A 19,925-nucleotide genomic window follows, 5' to 3' on the forward strand; every position below is an offset into this window, starting at 1 on the left:
CGAATACACTAAAACTAGGCTTTTAGTGTGAAAAAGGAGGTCACTACTTTAGTGAAAAAATTATTAATTATTGGTTCCGTTATTGTTGTCTTATTTGCAGCAATTATTGTGCTTACCAATGTCTCAAACAAAAGTAAGTTAGAAAGTGCAAACAACCCCTATGGCGATAAAAAGCTAAAACAAGAAACAATTGATCAATTAGATGATGAAAACTATCAAAACATTATGTTACCAGATGAACTAGAAGCTAAAATTAAAGCGGGTGAACCGGTCAATGCTTACTTCTTCAGTCCAATTTGTGTACACTGTCAAGCATTTACACCAGAGTTAATGCCAATTGCTGATGAATTAGGTGTTGATATTGCACAATTGAATGTCTATGAATATGAAGATTTATGGGAGAAATATAATATTGAAGCAACGCCAACATTTATTCGTTTCGAAGATGGTAAAGAAGTAAATCGCTTTGTAGGAGCTCTTAAAGAAGAAGATTTAAGAACATTCTTAAATACTGTAGTGTTAAAAAAATAGAGAAAAGCGAGATTGTGTCAAATTTTGATACAATCTCTTTTTGTTTTTGTAGTGTATACTAAAAATACTGAAAAGTTGTACACTGGAGGAAATGTCAATGTCAATGGATGAATATTTTTATAATGGCGAGCTAATGAAATGCTATGAATTAGCGAAGAAGGTAACAAATGAAGAGGAAAAAGCACTGGCACAAAAATATATCAATTTATTAGAACAGTATGAATTGGATCACTATCCAAAGCCAACTGCTCATTTAGAAGTTCAGCATATAGAACGAGCTGACGAAAGCTATCCAGAATCTGATCTAGTAGCTGAAATACGTGCAATAAAAGATGAAGCGGCATTTGCAAAGCGTATTCAGCAATTGGAGGAAGTGGCGAAAACAGGAACACCATCAGATAAAGCACAATCCTTTTTTACACAAGGGGAGCTGTTCTTATTTGCACATCATTACAATGAGAGTGTTCACTGCTTCCAACAAGCAGTGAAGGAAAATCCAGATAAAGCTGTCTATTGGGGGATCACAGGGCAGACGATGCACCGCTTTGGCTGGATACCTTTCGATGCGCTTGGTTATTTGGAGCAAGCGATTCAGCTAGATCCCACAAATCCTCGTTGGAAATGGAATAGAGCTCTTGTACTTATTCAATTAGCCAAGGATCTGCAAATGGCTCCATTTATGGCGAATGCGGCACTCACTTTGGAGGATGCGCTGGCTTCTTGTGGCGAAGAGCAAAAATCATTGAAAGATGCCATTCAAAATACAATCAACAATATGGATAGCTATGTTTTCTCATAAGATAATCGGATGTTTCCAATAGCTACGGAGACATCCTTTTTACTTAGAAATCAAGTGAGCTGGGTTCGTTGCCATATTTCACAATCATGGTATGATAAGAAAGAAAATGATTTGTAGATATAAAGGACGGATTTTTATGGCACAAGAAGTGGCAAATAAGTTTATTGAAAACGTTTGTAATCATTTAGTTCGCAATATGAATATCACAAAAGTAGAAGAGCATTTTAAAGAAACAATTGCCATGCAGCGACAATCAGCTAAAACGTCAACGGACTTTTGGGATATGCTAATGGTTAATATGCTTTATTTTACTGAAAATGAACAGGCGTGGGAGCAAGAATTTTTAAAAATGCTTAAAGCGAAAAAGTGGCTAGAGCCTGCAGCTTTGGAAGAGGAATTATTAATGCATCAGATGAGAATTCGTCAACAAGTGGCAGAGCAACTAGATGCAGCAAAGGACTTATTCCACAAGCAGTATGAGACGGAAGGCATGACGGAAGAAGCGATTATTTATGACTATGCGTATAGCTCTGCTGGTCATTCCATGCGCATGGATTTATTAACTGTTCTTGTATCAACGCCAGAGCAATCAACAATTCTCTTTGACGCAGATCCACAAGAGACTATCCGTATTGTTAATGGTTATATTGCTTACCATACAGATGGATTGATTAATAAAACGAAATTATGCTAACTTTGTTACAAAGGTTTACGTGAAAGGAAATTGATTGAATGAATACACCATTTACTTTTAAACATACACAACCAACAAATATGGACCCTACTAAAAAATACCCAGCTATTTTTTTACTGCATGGTATGGGCAGTCATGAGGATGATTTACCACAGTTAGTGCAGGAATTCAAAGAGCAATGTCATATTTTTAGTTTACGAGGGCCAATTACCCAACATCCTGGCTATGCATTTTTCACCATTCAAGAGGTAGGGCAACCAGATCGTGCTATCTTCGATAAAGTGTTAGTGGCATTACAACGATTTATATTAGAGGCCATTGATGAATATCAAATTGATCCTCATAAAGTATTTGTATTAGGCTTTAGCCAAGGTGCAGTATTAGCTCAATCACTTGCCTTTGTTATGGGGAATTTAGTGACTGGGATCATCGCATTAAGTGGCTATACACCAAAATTTGTTACTGAGGAATATGCCATCCGCTCTGTAGACCATTTGCATGCTTTTATTTCACACGGAGATTATGATTATGTAATACCTTCTCAATGGGGCATGGAAAGCAAAGAGATCTTTGAACAATTTGGTGCTACGGTGACATTTAAACAATATCCAGATGGACATGGTGTAACGCCAGAAAATATGCGTGACCTTGTGACGTTTTTAGCACAGCAACTACAGGAAGAAATTCAATAAGTAGAAATCCGAGGCAAAATATTGTCTCGGTTTTTTTAGTTGCTTCAACATGAAACATTGTATTAAATTATTTTTCTCCAATAGTGATTGGAAGAATCGAGTCAAGAAGGTTCAAATTCATGTCAGTCGGTGGTATCATAGAAGATGTTGTGAATGAGCGTGCTTTATTAGATGAAAACATGTACTTTATGTGAACATAGAGACAGAACCCATCTAAAAGGGGTAAAATAATAATTTGATGTGCTAGATGCAAATTTTGTCGCTTCGTATCGAGGGAAGCGTTTAGAAATTATGGAGAAAAGGAATTAAAATGAATGGAACAAAATCTGAAAACGGAGCATAAACCGCAATCCTCACGTGGGAATTCATCACGCTCTACTATTTTAGCGCAAACAGTCAAAACAGGGATTATTAAATCCAATTTAATTCCTATGTGGGCTGGTTTAACGCTAGGCATGTACAAAAATAAAATGGCGTTTATAGACAATATACCTGAAATCATTTTTTCAACAATCGGTTCCGCCCTTGTAATTGGAGCAGCAGGGGCATTTAATAATGTCTATGACCGTGATATTGATGCAATTATGCCCCGTACACAAAATCGACCAACTGTAACAGGGGAAATGTCAGCGAAATCGACTTTATCATTAGCTGTCGTCATGTTAATTATTGGAGTAGCTGTGTTAGCACTTGCTTCACCATTAGCTGCTGCATTTGGGTTATTAGGTGTATTCCTATATGTTGTCCCATACACAATGTGGACAAAACGTCGTACGATATATAATACGGAAATTGGCAGTATTAGTGGTGCAGTACCACCATTAATTGGATGGTCTGCTGTCTCTTCAGACGTTACGCACCCTGCAATACTAGGCTTATTTTTTGTGATGGTGATTTGGCAAATGCCTCACTTTTATGCCATTGCGATTCGCAAACGTATAGACTATGAAGCAGCTAGTGTGCCAATGCTACCTGTTGTAAAAGGAATGCGCCGTACGTATTATCAAACTAATTTTTATTTAATCTTATTGATTTTATCAAGCTTTTTATTTGGCTCGTTAAGTGTAGGCATTATGCTTGTGGCTTTAATATTAAGTATTGCTTGGCTCGCGATGAGTATTTATGGTTATCACAGTAATACAGATCAAGTGAAATGGGCTACAAAAATGTTTGTCTTTTCACTATTCCATATGACAATACTATTCTCAACAGTCATTGTGTACTCCCTAGTAGGGGTTATCTTTAAACTATATTAATAACCCTATTACGCCTCTGCATGTTGAGCTTACAAAAACAAAAAAACCAACAAGTTACTCTTCACTTGTTGGTTTTTTATTATCCACTGAAAAAATTCGGCGACTTGGCCACTCAAATGCATGCAATTGTCCGCCAAAAACAGCGCCACCATCAATGCCAATGATATTATTTTCCCCAAAATACACCCGATAATCGGTTGGATTTTGATGTAGATTATAAGTAGGGGTATGGCCAAAGATAACCGTTTTATCCCCATGATAGCCTGCATGGAATTCCTCACGAATCCAAAGCAATCTCATAGGATCGGTGTCAGCTATAGCGACTTCGGGTACAACACCACCATGGACAAAAATAGCATCCTCTAATTCAATATAGATGTCAAAGGTTTCGATTAATTGTAAATGTTCTTCAAGTTTTGGCAATGTTTTAATAAAGCTAGGCAAAGTATTGCTTTGGATCGCTTCCTCAAAGTCTTCTAATTGGTAGCCATAGCTTGCCAGTGTGGCCTCTCCACCACATAGCCCCACCCAATGGTTCCATGGCTTAGCAAGGCCAGAACGGCAGGCATTCAGCATGATGGCCTCGTGGTTTCCTAGCAACACCCTTGCACCCAATGCTTGTAGTTCACCAACTAAATTTAATACACCACTAGAAGAGGGACCTCTGTCGATGTAATCACCAAGTAAAAAAAGCTGGTCGCTTTGTGGATCGTAGTTTGCTTTTAAAAGCAATTCTTCTAACAGCCCTAGTTCTCCATGTATATCACTAATTGCTAGTATTCGATTCATTTACGAGCATCCTTTCTAATAGTACCACTACTATTCAGTATAGAGAATTATTCTACAAATTTCGACTGTTCCAGCTTCTCTTGGACTTATTTCATAGAACTTTCAAAGAAACAATTCTCTTACTACTATTTTTTACTTTATCATATGATAGGTGATTTTATTTCTTTATTCATTTGTCTAGTGGGATGAGGGGAAGAGAGGGGAGAAGACCACGCATAACAGTAGAAGCAACTAGTAAAGCTTCTACTGTTCGAGCAAAGAAAAGTAGCTTGCTATAAGATTAAAGCTTCAATTTTTCCCATGCCTTCGTAGCTATTTGTTCATCAAAGGTTGAAATAAGACGAAAGTTATTGTTGTCTAAAATGCGGAAATGCTGGCTAATGACATTTTGCTGTAAACGAAAACCATCATGCTCACTTATATTTTTCCACCATATGTATCCACCCATTGTTTTTTCTTTTGGCTGTAATGTGCCATTATTCGCAATTAAATCTACAACCTCTAAAGGATCGCCACCAAGCTCATGCTGTAAAATGGTGCTGTCACGACATAGCGTGCAAACGGCAACAGTGGTTGTCCATCCTGCTAGAATACGACCTTTTTCAATTTGGACTAGTGTTTTCTTGGAAAGTCCTAGTAAATCACTCATTTGATCCTGTGTAAAAGTTTTTTCTGTGCGGATTAATTTCAGTTTTTCTGAAATGAGTGTGATTAATTGTTCACGATTCATCCTAAACACCCCTTATTTTCAGATTGTTATGTTCCATTATACATGAAAGTAAGATGACGTGTTTCTGTTTCAATAGTGGGTTGGGAAGAGAAACGAGGTAAAAGGAAACAGACTGTTCATTATAGAACAGTCTGTTGAATGTTAAATCTCATATTTTTTCGTATCGGAGATGACACGGAAGTGGATGCCTTTAATTTGTGCGCTCACTTTATGGCGAAGCGTATCAATATCGACTAGCTCCTCTTTATTTTGAACACATTCAGCAATCTCCTGTAAAAGCTTTGTAAAGGCTTCTTTAAATAAAGAACGCATATTATCGAAATCTAGACTGCGAAAACTGCCATCAATATCGAAAGCTTCTACTGAGTTTAATTGCTTAGAAGCACCCGCAAAACGATCGTCGTACACTGTGTAGTTTTCATCTGTCACTACGATAATATATAGGACTTCGCCTGTAATTGTTTTTAGTTCAATATTTGTTTTGTGTTTTTTTACATCAGAAATAATATGAATACCGTCTGAATGATATAGCTTAAATAATGTCATGAATATTGCCTCCTGAAACTAGAATCCTATTGCTATACTCATTATATAGTGCGATGGCTATTAATGGAATAAGGAATAATTTTTTGGGAGCCTTGCTATACCATTACATTTGTACTTCTGTTATGACGGAGGCTGTTTTTCTGAGAGGTCGAACCTCGATATAGTGAATTTGATGTCCTTGCTGCTCATAGATGCTAAAAACAAAGGAGTCGAGCTCAATGTTTTTTGATGCTTTTATGCCATTATTGACAGTTAAGAACCAACCACCTAAAGTTTCTACTTCCTCTGCATCTAGCGTAATGTTTAATAGATTTTCAACATCCTCTATAAGCATTTTTGCATTTAATATATAGTGATGATCTGTAATTTTTCGAATATCTGCAATTTCATCATCATCAAATTCATCTCGGATTTCACCAACAATTTCTTCTAAGATGTCTTCAACAGTCACTAGTCCAGATGTACCTCCATATTCATCCATTAAAATGGCCATATGGATGCGCTCTTTTTGCATGCGTACGAGTAGTTCCTGAATAGGAATTGTTTCAATGACTCGAATAACTGGGTTAATGAAATCTTCCAGTACTAATGTCTCGTCTGTAAGTTGTTCGAGTAAGCCGTGTGTAAAAAGTTCCTTTGCATTGATAAAGCCTAAAATATTATCGCGGTCACCATCAAAAATAGGGTAGCGCGTATATTTTTCAGCGGCAATAGTATGAATGATCGTTGTAAAGGATTCATTTTGTTCAATCCCGACAATTTCTGTTCTGGGAACCATGATTTCACGAGCAATACGTTCATCAAATTCAAAGACATTATTCACATATTTCAGCTCGGATTTATTAATTTCACCACTTTTAAAGCTTTCAGATAGCAATAAACGCAATTCTTCCTCTGTATGTGAAAGCTCATGTTCACTAGCAGGCTTCATGCCAAATAAACCAACCAAAACGCGTGCAGAGCCATTTAAGAACCAAATGAACGGATACATTATTTTATAGAAAAACATAATGGGCTTTGCAAATAGAAGGGTAATCGTTTCTGCCTTTTGAATGGCTGCAGTTTTTGGAGCTAACTCACCAACTACTACATGTAAAAATGTGGCAATGGCAAAGGCCGTACCAATCGTAAAGATCGTCATATACTTATCTGAAATGCCGACCACTTCAAATAGAGGATGAAGCATAAATTCAAACGTTTTTTCTCCAACCATCCCGATACCAAGGGCTGTTACTGTAATACCTAATTGGCAGGCAGATAAGTATTCATCTAAATGACTAACAACATGTTTTGCAGCAATCGCTTTTTTATTGCCCTCTGCAATTAGCTGATCCAATCTTGAGGAACGTACCTTTACAATGGCAAATTCTGTTGCCACGAAAAAGCCTGTTAATGCTAATAAAATGGTAAAAATCGATAAGTTTATTATGGTCTCCAAATAGTCGTTCTGTAGAAACAGAACGTCACCTCCTAATTATGAATGAGTAATAGTAAAGATTGCATTAAGGCAATACTTTCAGGGGAAACGTTTTTCTTTATATGTTCAATTTTTTTATGATCTTGCTTATCTAGTTGTTCTAGCAGAGAAGTGACATCATGCTCTAAGTCTTGCATTTTTAAACGAAGCATTTGTACGTCAATTTCTTCATATGGTGTGATGTTCATTTCATGTTGGATTTCCACAAGTGTAAGCCCCTGTTGTTTGCGTCGTTCAATAAAATGAAGCCGTTCAATCATAGTAGAGTCATAGTAGCGATAATTCGTTGCAGAACGCTCTGCATCCAACAAACCAATATTTGTATAGTAATCAATTGTTCGTTTCGTTATGCCAGTTTTTTCTGCAAGCTCGCCAATTTTTAATTTATCTGTCCCAATGCAAACACCTCCAAACCATCACGTGATGCTTTAATTATAACGTGATGGTTTTTATTAATTCAAATGATTGGTATCGATATTTCAAAATTGTAAGATTTCTTCGATGGAAAAAATAACGTTTCTGACACAGTTGAATGCCAGAAACGTTACTATGTTTATGGAAGTAAATAGGTATCATATAGGTGATGGAGTGCATCTTCACCATTTTGTTCTAAGAGAATTTCCCCGTTATATGTAAGAGTTACTTTTGTTTGAGAGCTATCAATTTTGTCATCGATTATTTTACATGAAACGGTCACAACACCAGCTTCAGCAAGCATTTCTTTCATCTCTTTATTCCATGACTGGTCAGAAAATAGTGGGGGCTGCCAAGTACCTCTCACATGTAGCTCATTTTTTTCGGGGTCATAATCCCAGCGTATGTCACGTAAAATAGTTTTAAATAGGTCATTAACTGTAAATGATGTGTCTTGATAGTTAATGTCTATAGCGCGTATAGCATGTACATCTCGACTAACTGCACTAGCTGCGGAGTTGGCCGCTGAATTGATGCCCGAAGCAGCATCCTTTATTTCTGATATTCGATCACCGCAGCCAGACAGTAGTGCACAGATGCATGACATACAAGCAACTTTTGTCATCCATTTCACAAGTAGTCCCTCCAGTCTAGTAAGTTGTTATTACTATCTTATCGAAAAGAAAAATACGAAGAAAGGGCATGAAGGCGGCAGATTGTGACGGTTTTGCAACGATGCGACCTCCACTTGATTGTTCGGCATTTTGGAAGTATAAAAGTCTGAAAATTTAGTAAAATATTGAGGAGAAAGGGAGCGGTTTGTGATGAAAATTAATGATGAGATGCTTGATCGATTAGGGACGTATTTTGTTTATCATGCTGTTTATGATACTTATGGTATTACCTTTGAAAACTTTGTGGAGCGTTGGTTACGAGGAATTCTGGAGGTTTAGTGAAAAGGAATTGAACTTGCCATCATGGGCTCAATTTTTTTGAAAAATGCATGTTTATTCAAAATTATGACATATAACGGTAGAATGAAAAGAGTCGTGTCCATGTTGGAACACGACTCTGTTCTTATTTGAAATAATTTGTGATAAATTGATTTGCTTCATGCCAGTTATAAACCCTTACAACGTTGTCAGGGACAGCCAGACGGTTATACGGTGTATCAAATAATACGACAGGAATTTTTAGCTCTTCAGCAAGCATCACCGCATTATCGTGCTTATCCTCAAAAAAAGCTTCTACATGATGTTTTTTTGCAGCAGCCAATTTATCATGGCTACCGAGAAGTTCGATATGATCGTAAGGGATAGCTTGCGTTTTAAACCAATTAACAGTGATATCTGCTACATTTTCACCTCGTGCAGAAATATAATACAGCTCGAAATTGTTTTTCCAAGCAGTTAGAATATTTTTTGCATCTTTTGCTACTTCAGAGACTTCATACATGTACGGCTCATTTTCCTTAAACCATGTGTTAAAGGCACCTCGGTCAACAGGGTGTGGAAAGGCAGATAAAAAATCGTATTCGCAAACGTCATCAAGCGTAATATTTACGTTATATTGTTTATTAATATGTGGAATGAGTGTACTTGGACATGTTACAGTCCCATCAATATCAATACCAAAGCGGGGCTTTTTCATGCTAGTACCTCCTTAGGCATTCGCTTTTTGAGCTTCTTCTGCGGCGCGCTTTTCTTCCATTTCTGCCGCCAATTTATCAATTTCTTTTTTCAGCTCTTCCACCATTGTTTCTTCAGGGACTTTACGGACCGTTTTCCCTTTCATGAATAGTAAGCCTTCGCCACGTGCACCGGCAATACCGATATCTGCTTCACGTGCTTCACCAGGGCCGTTTACTGCACAGCCTAATACAGCTACTTTTAAAGGTACATTTAATTTCGAAATATATTCTTCTACTTCATTGGCAATGGAAATTAAATCAATCTCAATGCGTCCACATGTTGGACAAGAGATTAGGGTAGCCATGTTTGAAGCTAGACCAAATGATTTTAATAGTTCTCGTGCTACTTTTACTTCTTCTACTGGGTCAGCAGATAGTGAAATACGCAATGTGTTCCCAATTCCTTTTGATAGAATGGCTCCAAGTCCTGCTGCTGATTTTACGGTACCAGCAAATAGCGTACCTGATTCAGTAATACCTAAATGTAGCGGGTAATTAAAGGCCTTAGAGGCTTTTTCATAGGCTTCAATAGCAAGATTTACGTCAGATGCCTTCATCGATACGATAATATCGTGGAAGTCCAAGTCTTCCAAAATTTTAATATGGTGAAGAGCCGACTCAACCATACCATCTGCTGTAGGATAGCCGTATTTTTCTAAAATATGACGCTCTAATGAACCAGCATTTACACCAATACGGATTGGTATACCTTTTGCTTTGGCAGCATTGACAACCGCTTCTACTTTTTCTTTACGACCAATATTGCCTGGGTTAATACGTACTTTATCAATACCATTTTCAATGGCTTTTAATGCTAATCTATAGTCAAAATGAATATCAGCTACTAATGGAATATGGATACGTTTTTTAATTTCAGCAATCGCATCTGCTGCACGTTCATCTGGTACAGCAACACGAACAATCTGACAGCCTGCTTCCTCAAGACGAAGAATTTCCGCAACTGTTGCTTCTACATCATGTGTTTTGGTTGTACACATACTTTGAATGAATAATTCATTACTACCACCAATTGTTAAGTTACCGACACGTACAGGACGTGTATTTGAACGGTGACAAATTTCACTCATTAACTTTCTCTCCTTTTCGGGCCACTATTTTCAGCCGTCACTGTCATTTATTTTAGCAGTGTAAGAAAATAAGGACAAGGAAGAAACGCTAACTTTTCATTTTAGGCATTTGTTTTCAAATTCAAACGAGAGAGGAAGCTTGATATTTTCACCAGGAATTAGTGCTTGTAATTGTAAGTGTGGGTTTAAGTTATAAAAAAGTTGTAAGCGTTCTGGAAAGGTCATGGGAACTTTTGCAGGGTGTAGGGCAAATAGGCTATGAATGGTATCTCCTTCAATCGTTTGTACTGTAATATAATTGGGCTCACGCTGTTTCTCACAAAGTCCATTTTCTGAGTTTTTCGTGGTTAAAGCAGCCAGCGGTATGGACCCTTCTGTTAAATCTACTTTGACAACAAAGGCGATGACAATGATGATAGCTGTTAAGATGAATGCGCGCAAAAAATCCCCTCCTTTTCTACACTATATTTAGAAGAGGGGGGATTCATGCACATTATTTTATATTTGGTTGTTTCGGATATTTTGTAAAGGCCACAATTAATAGAGTAACAGTTAATAATAAAGAGAGTACAGAGATAATGGTACTGTTAATTGGTAAATAGTCTGCTAGCATCGATAGTAAAGTTGCCCAAGTAATAGCAAAAGTAGTTGTTCTCCAGATGTGACGATATTCTCCACGGCGTTTCATCACTTTAAGGATAAATAAACCAGCTAAAGCATAAAGAGCAATTTGTGCAAAGATGAGCATCGTTGTAAAGACAAAAAGCATCAGAAATGTGAATGGATATAAGAGCCATTTAATGCCATCTATGTATTCGGTTAAACCATTGAAATTATCCATATCAAACGTATCGACTGACATACCAGCCGCAAAGCGACCTAAAGAGAATACGGATACGATGGTAATGAGTAGAAAAGTATATTGAATAACCTTTCCAATAGGTAATAAACGATAGGCTGCTAGTTTTTTAGGATGAATAAGACTATCGATAAAAAGCTGTGAGTGTTTCATGCTATATCTCCTCCAAGTGATAGTTTAACATGTTCGTAGAGGACAAGGTATGAAAGAAGTATAAATGAAGTCAGTTTAGATGATAAAATGTTAACATTATGTAAAGAAGTTAAAGGATTTCTTTACTTTTTGTTTGTAATCATTTAATGATTAGAAATAGAGTAGAGATGTAAGAATTGGAGCGAAAATAATTGACAATCGATTGGCAAAGCATACTCTTTCAGTTTTTAGGTGGGTTAGGGGTATTTTTATTTTCCATTAAATTTATGGGAGAGGGGCTTCAGAAATCAGCGGATGAACGTTTACGTGAATGGTTAAATCGCTTTACCACTAACCCGATTATGGGCGTCTTAGTGGGCATAATTGTAACAATTTGCATTCAATCAAGTTCGGCAACAACAGTAATCACTGTGGGGTTAGTGAGTGCTGGTTTTTTAACATTACGTCAAGCAATCGGCGTAATTATGGGGGCAAATATTGGTACTACCATTACAGCTTTTATTATTGGGATTAATATTGGTATCTATTTTTATCCTTTGCTAGCTATCGGTGCGGGTTGTCTATTTTTCTTAAAAAAAGCAACGTATCAACATATTGGTCAAATACTATTTGGCTTTGGTGGTTTATTTTTAGGACTAGAATTGATGAGTGCTAGTATGCAGTCATTACATCAACTAGCAGATTTCGCATCCTTAACGCTTCATTTAAGTAATCAACCAATATTAGGTGTATTTTTAGGGTCCATTTTTACATTACTAGTGCAAAGCTCTACTGCAACAGTTGGTGTGCTGCAAGGTTTATATGCAGAACATTTAATTGGCTTAGATGGTGCTTTACCGATATTATTTGGTGAAAATATTGGCACGACCATTACAGCGGTTTTAGCTTCTCTTGGTGCCTCTATCTATGCAAAACGTGCAGCTGCAGCACATGTACTTTTTAATGTCATTGGCACGATTATTTTTATGATATTTTTCACACCATTTATGCAATACGTACAGTGGGTGAGCGGGGTATTTCATTTAGAGCCTCGCATGCAAATTGCTGTAGCACACGGCTCTTTCAATGTCTTTAATATGATGATTCAATTACCATTTATAGCTGGACTAGCGGCATTGGTTACAAAGTTACTACCAGGACATGATGGCAATATTAATGTAACAACAAAGCATTTAGATCCAACATTTATTGATTCCTCTCCAGCCATTGCACTTGGCCAAGCGAAAGAAGAAGTTTTACGAATGGGTGAGCATGCTTTACGTGGATTAGAAGAAACATTTTTATATATGAAAACCGGTGAATCTGAACATATTCCTACGGTTTTACAATTAGAGGTTGGACTTAATCATTTAGATAACGAGATTACGGATTATTTAGTCATGGTGTCTAAGCAGCCTCTTTCTCGTGCAGACTCAGTAAGACACCATACCCTATTAACAAATGTGCGAGACTTTGAACGGATTGGCGATCATTTTGAAAATATAATAGAACTTTTACAATACAAGGATCACCATGAAGTGAGCTTAAGTAAATCAGCAAGACAAGATTTGATTGGTATGTTTAGTTTAGCAATAGAGGCTGTAAGGAAAAGCATAGAAGCACTGGATACGGCGAGCTTAAGTTTAGCCCAAGAAGTGACAGAGTTAGAAAGCTTGATTGATGACATGGAGGATAAACTCCGTCAAAAACATATTGCACGATTGAACACTAATGAATGTAGTGGGGCTGCAGGGATTGTCTATATGGATATTGTCAGCAATTTGGAACGCATTGGGGACCATGCGGTAAACATTGCAGATTCTATTTTAGGTATTCGTCATTAGCGACATGAAACTTTTCGCTTTGTTAATCCGTATGAAAGGCAACGCACGATAAAAGGAGAGAAACTGTATGGAAGTTGTTGGCTGGATCTTAGTGATTGCCTGCTTTATTATTTCATTTGTTGGTTTAGTGTATCCCATCATCCCGGGTGTTCTGTTTTTGGTTGGTGGATTTTTGCTATATGGCGTATTTTTCTCATTCGCAGACTTAAACTGGTGGTTCTGGGTGATAGAAATACTATTTGTAGTGTTATTATTTGGAGCCGATACTGTGGCAAATGCGTTTGGTATAAAAAAGTTTGGGGGCTCCAATGCTGGCATGTGGGGGAGTACCATTGGTTTATTAATTGGTCCATTTGTTATTCCAGTGGCAGGGATTTTAATTGGCCCATTTTTAGGTGCAGTGATCGCAGAATTAATTGTTGAAAAACGTACATTTAGTGAGGCAGTGAAAAGTGGTGTAGGCTCCTTAATTGGCTTTTTAACATCTACAGTTGCCAAAGCTGTCATTCAAATTGTGATGATCATTGTATTTTTTATCGCGATTTAGCCTTCACTTTTGATGTTTAATGATTGTGACGTAAGGGTAAGATAGTAAACGTATCGGTATTTCGGTCAAAAGGCTGAAATCTTCAAATTGAAGTATTTTTCGTTGAATGGTTTGACCAATTTTGATAATCTAAGGATGTACTAATTATTTCTTATTTTAGGGAGGAACTTAACAATGGCTTACGAATTACCACAATTAACTTACGCTTATGATGCATTAGAACCACATATCGATGCAAAAACAATGGAAATTCACCATTCTAAACACCACAATACTTATGTAACAAACTTAAACGCAGCAGTAGAAGGTACTGAATTTGCTGAAAAGGATATTAACGACTTAATCGCAAATCTTGATGCTCTTCCAGCTGACAAACAAACTGCTGTACGCAACAACGGTGGCGGACATGCTAACCATACATTATTCTGGGAAGTAATCGCACCAGGCGGCTCAAATACACCAGTTGGCGAAGTAGCAAAAGCAATCGATGCTAAATTCGGTTCTTTCGATGCTTTCAAAGAAGAATTTGCTAAAGCTGCTACAACTCGCTTTGGTTCAGGTTGGGCTTGGTTAATCGTTGATGGTGACTCAGTTGCTGTTACGTCTACTCCAAACCAAGACTCTCCAGTAATGGAAGGTAAAACACCAGTTCTAGGCTTAGATGTTTGGGAACACGCATACTACTTAAACTACCAAAACCGTCGTCCAGATTACATCGGTGCATTCTGGAACGTAGTAAACTGGGATGTAGTAGAAGCTAAATTCCAAGCTGCAAAATAATAATGTTAAGTAAATGGCTATGCCAACGGTGAGCAATCACTGAGGCATAGCCTTTTTTGTTGGAAAAAAATGTTCAAGTTTGCAGCTTGGAATTGTTAATCTGACGAATAAAGGATATCGAAATGTTAGGTAGCAGAAAGTAAGGCAACCTTTCTTTAGAAAGACCGTCAAATAAATGATGTTTTCCACAAGAATTCGTAAGTGCGTGCTTTTCTGTCATACCTTCGAATGGTATACTTAGTATCGTGTATTGAAATGATTAGAAGATGAGGAGGGGAATACATATGCGCAAAGCACCAGGAAAAAACCGCGCGGCGAGTGTTAAAGCAAAACATCACTCTAATTTAACATTTCGTATGAATATCCTTTTCTTTGCAATATTTATCGTATTTTCAATGTTAATATTTAGACTTGGCTATATGCAAATCGTCAAAGGGGAAGATTATGTACGTATTTTAGAACGTACAGAAGAAGTTCCTGTCAATACAAGTGTGCCTAGAGGTCGCATGTATGATCGTTACGGACGTATTTTAGTAGATAATCACCCAGAAAATGCGATTACGTATACGAAAATGCAAACGACAACATCAGAGGAAATGCTCGATATCGCGAAAAAGTTAGCACAATTAATTGAACAACCAACAAATCGTGTCACACTGCGTGATAAACAAGATTTCTGGATACTCAAAAATCACGATGCTGCCTATGAAAAGGTCACAAAGGCAGAAGAAACAAAGATCCGAACAAAAGAAAATATTACAACAAGTCAAATCAATGCAGAGATTGATAAACTGGTACGAGAACGTATTACGAATGAAGAGCTTTTACAATTAACAGAGGAAGATTTAGAAGTATTAGCTATTTATCGAGAAATGGTGTCTGGCTATAATTTATCTCCTCAAATTATTAAAAGTGAAAATGTATCAGCAGAAGAATTTGCACGTGTATCTGAGCGTTTAACTGAACTGCCAGGTGTTAACACAACAACAGACTGGAAACGTGTAAAGTTATCATCTTTATCTATTCTTGGACGTACAACGGTTCCAACAAAAGGGATACCGAAAGAGAAGCTCAATTATTATTTAGCACGTGACTATTCACGTAATGACCGTGTGGGAGAAAGTTATATTGAAGCACAATATGAAGAATTACTACAAGGTCAAAAAACAGTCGTCAAAAATATTACCAATAAAAAAGGACAGGTAGTCGATACAGTTACCACTTATGAAGGGGAGCCTGGTAAAGATTTAATCCTATCATTAGATAGTGAGTTGCAAGCTGCCACGGATAAGATTGTAGAAGAAGAGCTGCTTAATTTAAAGGCACTTCCTGGATCGTACTTATTAGATCGAGCCTTTTTAATTATGATGGACCCGAATACAGGGGACATCTTATCTATGGTTGGTAAGAAAATAGAAAAGAATCCCGAGACAGGGGAAAATGAAGTTGTTGACTATGCATATGGATCATTTACAACAGCTTATGAGGCAGGTTCAGCTGTTAAAGCAGCGACCGTTCTTACTGGCTATAATCAGGGCGTTATTTCGATGGGTACTTCTATGGGAGATGAGCCGATTATATTAGCTGGCACGGACCCGAAAACTTCTATTTTTAACAGGGGTGGATATATCCCGATGAATGACTTGTTAGCATTAGAACGTTCTTCCAACTCTTTTATGTTTAAGATTGCGCTGTTAATTAATGGAACACCGTACAGTTATGGCATGCCTTTACGTTTAAAGGATGATACATTCCCAAAAATGCGTAATAACTATGCGCAATTTGGATTAGGTGTAAAAACAGGTATTGACTTACCAAATGAATTTAGTGGGGTTCGTGGTCCATCAGGTCCAACGATGGGGGGTAAAACACTTGACTTGGCCATCGGACAGTATGACACTTATACAACTCTGCAATTAGCACAATATATTTCAACAGTTGCCAATGGTGGCTATCGTATTCAGCCACATGTTGTGAAAGAGGTTCGTGATCCATCACAAGATGGTAAACAATTTGGACAGTTAGTAACAGAAATAGGACCAACCATTTTGAATCAAATTGATAATCCAAAAGAGGAAATCGATTATGTAAAACAAGGGTTACGTCGTGTGTATACTGGTAATCAAGGTACAGCAAGAGCTCAATTTGCGGATACTCCATATACAGCTGCTGGGAAAACTGGTACTGCAGAGGTAGTATACTATGGTCCACTACGTGAATACTTTGGTACAAACACGATCAACTTAACACATGTTGGTTTTGCACCATATGAAAACCCTGAAATTGCCTATGCAGTTGTTATCCCATGGGTTAATACAAATTTAGCCCCACACTACTATCAAAATAACGTAATTGCTAGACGTTCATTAGATAAATACTTTGAATTAAAAGCCAAATATCAAGCAGAAAAAGTGACAGATAGTAATGTAAAACAGCCAATTTTACCTGCCATTACAGAGGAAAAGATTGGTGAAGATGAGCAACAATAAATAAACCGCTAGGCATTTAAGTGCCTGGCGGTTTTTCTATTATAGAAAGAAAAAGTTAGGCAGATAATTGCTGAATAGCTAATTCAAACTGCTCTTTAGGCTTTTTCCCATAAAGCTCTATATTGTGATAGAAATAAGAAGCTATCATAAATTCAATGGCTTCTTGAAGTGTAAATTCCCGATGTTCCATTATTAATGACAAATATGTTTTAAAATAATCGGCATTTTGTACTTTTGCATGTTTCATGACAAAGGTCAAACTCTCCTTATCCAATACTGCTCTGTATAATGATTATCATTTTTCTGTGATATTCCTCAGATGCTTGCACTAAAGTCTCCCTTATAGAGGAGTCTTCCTCAATCTATATATTATACTTCTTGACACAATTTTCTATTATAACACCTTTCCTATAGGAAGCAAGTTTCCTCAATTGTAAATGTATCTTTACAATCGTTTACAAAGCATTACATTCCTTTACATCTCTTTTACGAACAGTTTATACGACTTCAACAATCAGTCATTATAGTAAAGATTGTAAGACAAATAACTATAAAACAGTTCATGACGGAGGCAAATGAGATGAAAAAGTGGAAGTACTTAACGATGACAGCAGTAATGGGTTCTGCATTAATGCTAGGTGCATGTGGTAGCGATTCTGCACAAAATGGAAACAATGCAGAAACAAACGCACCAGCAAGTTCAGGACAAGAAGCTGCTGATGAAAAGCTACAAGGCTCTGTAGCTGGAGATGGCTCATCAACAGTTGCGCCAATTATTGAAGCAGTTGTTGAAGAGTATGCAGGTACACAACCAGATGTCAAAGTATCAGTGGGGGTTTCTGGTACTGGTGGTGGTTTTGAAAAATTCATCGCGGGTGAAACAGACTTTTCAAATGCATCTCGTAATATAAAAGATGAAGAGAAAGCTAAGTTAGAAGAAGCGGGCATTGATTTTACTGAGCTAGCTTTAGCATATGACGGTTTATCAGTAGTTGTGAATCCAGAGAATGATTGGGCGAAGGATTTAACGGTAGAACAACTACAAAAAATTTGGATTGAAGATGGTAAAGAGAAAAAATGGTCTGATATTGATCCATCTTGGCCAGATGAAAAAATCGTTTACTATTCACCAGGAACTGATTCAGGCACATACGACTACTTTGATGAAGTCATTTTAGATGGAGCAGATCTAGTAAGCTCAGCAACATTATCAGAGGATGATAATATGCTAGTGCAAGGTGTGGCTGGTGACAAAAACGCAATTGGCTTCTTCGGCTATGCCTACTATCTAGAAAACAAAGATAAATTAAACATTGTCAAAGTAAATGGCGTAGAGCCAACTAATGAAACAATTGAAGGTGGAGAATATACACCACTTTCACGCCCATTATTCACATATGTGAAAAATAGTGCGATGAAAGACAATGAAGCAGCATATGACTTCATTAAATTTACACTTGAAAACGCAGGTGATATGGCTGAAGCAGTAGGCTATGTGCGTTTACCAGAAGAAAAATATACTGAAGGCCTAAAAACTTTAGAAGGCTTAAAATAAGTAGACATGCATAGAGGGGAAGAGATGTATGCTCTTTCCCTCGCTTATTTGAAAGGAGTTCCCAATGGTTTCTCAAAAGGAAAATAAGACATCATCTGTTCAGCAATTAATTGCAAATTCGCGCAATCAAAAAACAAAGAAAATAGTGGAAAAAGCAATGCCAACTCTATTATTTTCTGCAGCTATTATCTCTATTTTGACGACATTTGGCATTGTTTTCACCCTTATTTTTGAAACGTTTGAATTCTTTAAACGTGTGTCGATTACGGACTTCCTTTTTGGTACAAAATGGTTACCGTTTTCAGGGAATGAACCGTTGTTTGGGATTTTGCCGTTAATCGCAGGAACATTAAAAGTGACACTTATTGCAGTTGTAGTAGCCGTACCATTTGGAATTGCTTCAGCTATTTATTTAAGTGAATATGCAAGTGAGAAAACGAGAAGAATTGTGAAACCTATTTTAGAAGTATTAGCAGGTGTACCAACGATTGTATATGGTTTCTTTGCTTTAACGTTTGTCACACCTCTATTACAGGAAATTGTACCTGGACTAAAATTATTTAATGCTTTAAGCCCAGGAATTGTTGTAGGGATCATGATTTTACCAATGATTACATCTCTTTCAGAGGATGCGATGTCTTCTGTACCAAATAGTATGCGTGAGGGAGCTTTAGCCCTAGGAGCAACAAAATTTGAGGTAGCAATCAAAGTCGTATTACCAGCAGCACTATCTGGAATTGTAGCTTCAGTTGTATTAGCTATTTCCCGGGCAATTGGAGAAACGATGATCGTATCTCTTGCGGGTGGTTCTACACCGAAATTTGATCTCAATGTAACGGATTCCATTCAAACGATGACTGCATATATTGTACAAGTTTCAACTGGTGATGCAGGCTATGGTACAACTATTTACTACTCTATTTATTCAGTAGGATTTACATTATTTATCTTTACGCTAGTAATGAATTTACTTGCTCACTATATTTCTAAACGCTTCAGGGAGGTTTACTAGC

23 protein-coding genes are annotated in these 19,925 nt (G+C 37.2%); 12 read left to right on the forward strand and 11 right to left on the reverse strand.

Annotated features, from left to right (window positions below; genetic code table 11):
- Positions 1-51 precede the first annotated feature (51 nt).
- The 5 genes from ABC382_RS23810 (at position 52) to cyoE (ending at position 3,972) form a co-directional block, all read left to right on the forward strand.
- Complete coding sequence (locus ABC382_RS23810; protein ID WP_274793763.1) at positions 52-531, forward strand: thioredoxin family protein; 480 nt, start codon at positions 52-54, stop codon at positions 529-531.
- A 97-nt stretch (positions 532-628) separates the two neighbouring features.
- The gene (locus tag ABC382_RS23815; protein WP_274793762.1) at positions 629-1,330 is read left to right on the forward strand and encodes a tetratricopeptide repeat protein; all 702 of its coding nucleotides are present in this window, start codon (positions 629-631) and stop codon (positions 1,328-1,330) included.
- A 136-nt stretch (positions 1,331-1,466) separates the two neighbouring features.
- Positions 1,467-2,024: a hypothetical protein gene (locus tag ABC382_RS23820; protein WP_274793761.1), complete on the forward strand. Its 558-nt coding sequence runs from the start codon at positions 1,467-1,469 to the stop codon at positions 2,022-2,024.
- Positions 2,025-2,062: 38 nt separating this feature from the next.
- The gene (locus ABC382_RS23825) at positions 2,063-2,716 is read left to right on the forward strand and encodes an alpha/beta hydrolase (protein WP_274793760.1); all 654 of its coding nucleotides are present in this window, start codon (positions 2,063-2,065) and stop codon (positions 2,714-2,716) included.
- Between the two features lie 314 nt (positions 2,717-3,030).
- A complete protein-coding gene (gene cyoE / locus ABC382_RS23830; protein WP_274793759.1) occupies positions 3,031-3,972 on the forward strand; it encodes a heme o synthase in 942 nt (313 codons plus the stop codon).
- A gap of 54 nt (positions 3,973-4,026) precedes the next feature.
- Here cyoE and ABC382_RS23835 read toward each other — a convergent pair whose 3' ends face one another.
- From ABC382_RS23835 to ABC382_RS23860, 6 genes are all read right to left on the reverse strand, one after another.
- Positions 4,027-4,761, reverse strand: coding sequence for a metallophosphoesterase (locus tag ABC382_RS23835; protein ID WP_274793758.1), 735 nt, complete (start codon positions 4,759-4,761; stop codon positions 4,027-4,029).
- A gap of 280 nt (positions 4,762-5,041) precedes the next feature.
- A complete protein-coding gene (locus tag ABC382_RS23840) occupies positions 5,042-5,491 on the reverse strand; it encodes a helix-turn-helix domain-containing protein (RefSeq protein ID WP_274793757.1) in 450 nt (149 codons plus the stop codon).
- A gap of 141 nt (positions 5,492-5,632) precedes the next feature.
- Complete coding sequence (locus ABC382_RS23845; protein WP_274793756.1) at positions 5,633-6,037, reverse strand: hypothetical protein; 405 nt, start codon at positions 6,035-6,037, stop codon at positions 5,633-5,635.
- 103 nt (positions 6,038-6,140) lie between these two features.
- Positions 6,141-7,475, reverse strand: a complete 1,335-nt coding sequence (locus ABC382_RS23850; RefSeq protein ID WP_274793755.1) for a hemolysin family protein — start codon at positions 7,473-7,475, stop codon at positions 6,141-6,143.
- 32 nt (positions 7,476-7,507) lie between these two features.
- Entirely contained in the window at positions 7,508-7,912 is a 405-nt protein-coding gene (locus ABC382_RS23855; protein WP_312506842.1) for a MerR family transcriptional regulator, read from the reverse strand.
- A gap of 155 nt (positions 7,913-8,067) precedes the next feature.
- Entirely contained in the window at positions 8,068-8,553 is a 486-nt protein-coding gene (locus tag ABC382_RS23860) for a hypothetical protein (protein ID WP_274797352.1), read from the reverse strand.
- Positions 8,554-8,752: 199 nt separating this feature from the next.
- Here ABC382_RS23860 and ABC382_RS23865 point away from each other — a divergent pair, with 199 nt between their 5' ends.
- Positions 8,753-8,881: a hypothetical protein gene (locus tag ABC382_RS23865; protein ID WP_274793754.1), complete on the forward strand. Its 129-nt coding sequence runs from the start codon at positions 8,753-8,755 to the stop codon at positions 8,879-8,881.
- Positions 8,882-9,005: 124 nt separating this feature from the next.
- Here ABC382_RS23865 and ABC382_RS23870 read toward each other — a convergent pair whose 3' ends face one another.
- The 4 genes from ABC382_RS23870 to ABC382_RS23885 form a co-directional block, all read right to left on the reverse strand.
- Entirely contained in the window at positions 9,006-9,578 is a 573-nt protein-coding gene (locus ABC382_RS23870) for a 5' nucleotidase, NT5C type (protein WP_274793753.1), read from the reverse strand.
- A 12-nt stretch (positions 9,579-9,590) separates the two neighbouring features.
- The gene (gene ispG / locus ABC382_RS23875) at positions 9,591-10,706 is read right to left on the reverse strand and encodes a flavodoxin-dependent (E)-4-hydroxy-3-methylbut-2-enyl-diphosphate synthase (RefSeq protein WP_274793752.1); all 1,116 of its coding nucleotides are present in this window, start codon (positions 10,704-10,706) and stop codon (positions 9,591-9,593) included.
- A gap of 96 nt (positions 10,707-10,802) precedes the next feature.
- Positions 10,803-11,147, reverse strand: coding sequence for a hypothetical protein (locus tag ABC382_RS23880; RefSeq protein WP_274793751.1), 345 nt, complete (start codon positions 11,145-11,147; stop codon positions 10,803-10,805).
- A 52-nt stretch (positions 11,148-11,199) separates the two neighbouring features.
- A complete protein-coding gene (locus ABC382_RS23885) occupies positions 11,200-11,718 on the reverse strand; it encodes a DUF1189 family protein (RefSeq protein ID WP_274793750.1) in 519 nt (172 codons plus the stop codon).
- A gap of 191 nt (positions 11,719-11,909) precedes the next feature.
- Between ABC382_RS23885 and ABC382_RS23890 the strand changes: the two genes are divergently transcribed.
- From ABC382_RS23890 to ABC382_RS23905, 4 genes are all read left to right on the forward strand, one after another.
- Positions 11,910-13,541 (forward strand): Na/Pi cotransporter family protein, encoded by a 1,632-nt coding sequence (locus tag ABC382_RS23890; protein WP_274793749.1) that lies wholly within the window; start codon positions 11,910-11,912, stop codon positions 13,539-13,541.
- Between the two features lie 67 nt (positions 13,542-13,608).
- Positions 13,609-14,088 (forward strand): DUF456 domain-containing protein, encoded by a 480-nt coding sequence (locus tag ABC382_RS23895; RefSeq protein ID WP_274793748.1) that lies wholly within the window; start codon positions 13,609-13,611, stop codon positions 14,086-14,088.
- A 174-nt stretch (positions 14,089-14,262) separates the two neighbouring features.
- Positions 14,263-14,868, forward strand: coding sequence for a superoxide dismutase (locus ABC382_RS23900; protein ID WP_016995356.1), 606 nt, complete (start codon positions 14,263-14,265; stop codon positions 14,866-14,868).
- 284 nt (positions 14,869-15,152) lie between these two features.
- Positions 15,153-17,357 carry a peptidoglycan D,D-transpeptidase FtsI family protein gene (locus ABC382_RS23905; RefSeq protein WP_274793747.1) on the forward strand — a complete coding sequence of 735 codons (2,205 nt, stop codon included), beginning with the start codon at positions 15,153-15,155 and terminating at the stop codon, positions 17,355-17,357.
- Positions 17,358-17,412: 55 nt separating this feature from the next.
- Here ABC382_RS23905 and ABC382_RS23910 read toward each other — a convergent pair whose 3' ends face one another.
- Positions 17,413-17,604: a hypothetical protein gene (locus ABC382_RS23910; protein ID WP_274793746.1), complete on the reverse strand. Its 192-nt coding sequence runs from the start codon at positions 17,602-17,604 to the stop codon at positions 17,413-17,415.
- Between the two features lie 333 nt (positions 17,605-17,937).
- On the opposite strand from ABC382_RS23910, the gene ABC382_RS23915 reads away from it, so the two are divergent.
- Both ABC382_RS23915 and pstC read left to right on the forward strand, forming a co-directional pair.
- Positions 17,938-18,912: a PstS family phosphate ABC transporter substrate-binding protein gene (locus ABC382_RS23915; RefSeq protein WP_274793745.1), complete on the forward strand. Its 975-nt coding sequence runs from the start codon at positions 17,938-17,940 to the stop codon at positions 18,910-18,912.
- Positions 18,913-18,976: 64 nt separating this feature from the next.
- Complete coding sequence (gene pstC, locus ABC382_RS23920; RefSeq protein ID WP_312506837.1) at positions 18,977-19,924, forward strand: phosphate ABC transporter permease subunit PstC; 948 nt, start codon at positions 18,977-18,979, stop codon at positions 19,922-19,924.
- Position 19,925: the final 1 nt, after the last annotated feature.

Source organism: Lysinibacillus phoenicis (assembly GCF_047238325.1).
GTDB classification, from domain to species: Bacteria; Bacillota; Bacilli; order Bacillales_A; family Planococcaceae; genus Lysinibacillus; species Lysinibacillus irui.

Coding starts and splice junctions, on each gene's coding strand:
- cyoE (WP_274793759.1), top strand. CDS start 3,031: ATGGAACAAAATCTGAAAACGGAGCATAAACCGCAATCCTCACGTGGG.
- ABC382_RS23840 (WP_274793757.1), bottom strand. CDS start 5,491: ATGAATCGTGAACAATTAATCACACTCATTTCAGAAAAACTGAAATTA.
- ABC382_RS23905 (WP_274793747.1), top strand. CDS start 15,153: ATGCGCAAAGCACCAGGAAAAAACCGCGCGGCGAGTGTTAAAGCAAAA.
- ABC382_RS23865 (WP_274793754.1), top strand. CDS start 8,753: ATGAAAATTAATGATGAGATGCTTGATCGATTAGGGACGTATTTTGTT.
- ABC382_RS23915 (WP_274793745.1), top strand. CDS start 17,938: ATGAAAAAGTGGAAGTACTTAACGATGACAGCAGTAATGGGTTCTGCA.
- ABC382_RS23860 (WP_274797352.1), bottom strand. CDS start 8,553: ATGACAAAAGTTGCTTGTATGTCATGCATCTGTGCACTACTGTCTGGC.
- ABC382_RS23885 (WP_274793750.1), bottom strand. CDS start 11,718: ATGAAACACTCACAGCTTTTTATCGATAGTCTTATTCATCCTAAAAAA.
- ABC382_RS23845 (WP_274793756.1), bottom strand. CDS start 6,037: ATGACATTATTTAAGCTATATCATTCAGACGGTATTCATATTATTTCT.
- ABC382_RS23895 (WP_274793748.1), top strand. CDS start 13,609: ATGGAAGTTGTTGGCTGGATCTTAGTGATTGCCTGCTTTATTATTTCA.
- ABC382_RS23825 (WP_274793760.1), top strand. CDS start 2,063: ATGAATACACCATTTACTTTTAAACATACACAACCAACAAATATGGAC.
- ABC382_RS23815 (WP_274793762.1), top strand. CDS start 629: ATGTCAATGGATGAATATTTTTATAATGGCGAGCTAATGAAATGCTAT.
- ABC382_RS23900 (WP_016995356.1), top strand. CDS start 14,263: ATGGCTTACGAATTACCACAATTAACTTACGCTTATGATGCATTAGAA.
- pstC (WP_312506837.1), top strand. CDS start 18,977: ATGGTTTCTCAAAAGGAAAATAAGACATCATCTGTTCAGCAATTAATT.
- ABC382_RS23870 (WP_274793753.1), bottom strand. CDS start 9,578: ATGAAAAAGCCCCGCTTTGGTATTGATATTGATGGGACTGTAACATGT.
- ABC382_RS23910 (WP_274793746.1), bottom strand. CDS start 17,604: ATGAAACATGCAAAAGTACAAAATGCCGATTATTTTAAAACATATTTG.
- ispG (WP_274793752.1), bottom strand. CDS start 10,706: ATGAGTGAAATTTGTCACCGTTCAAATACACGTCCTGTACGTGTCGGT.
- ABC382_RS23835 (WP_274793758.1), bottom strand. CDS start 4,761: ATGAATCGAATACTAGCAATTAGTGATATACATGGAGAACTAGGGCTG.
- ABC382_RS23820 (WP_274793761.1), top strand. CDS start 1,467: ATGGCACAAGAAGTGGCAAATAAGTTTATTGAAAACGTTTGTAATCAT.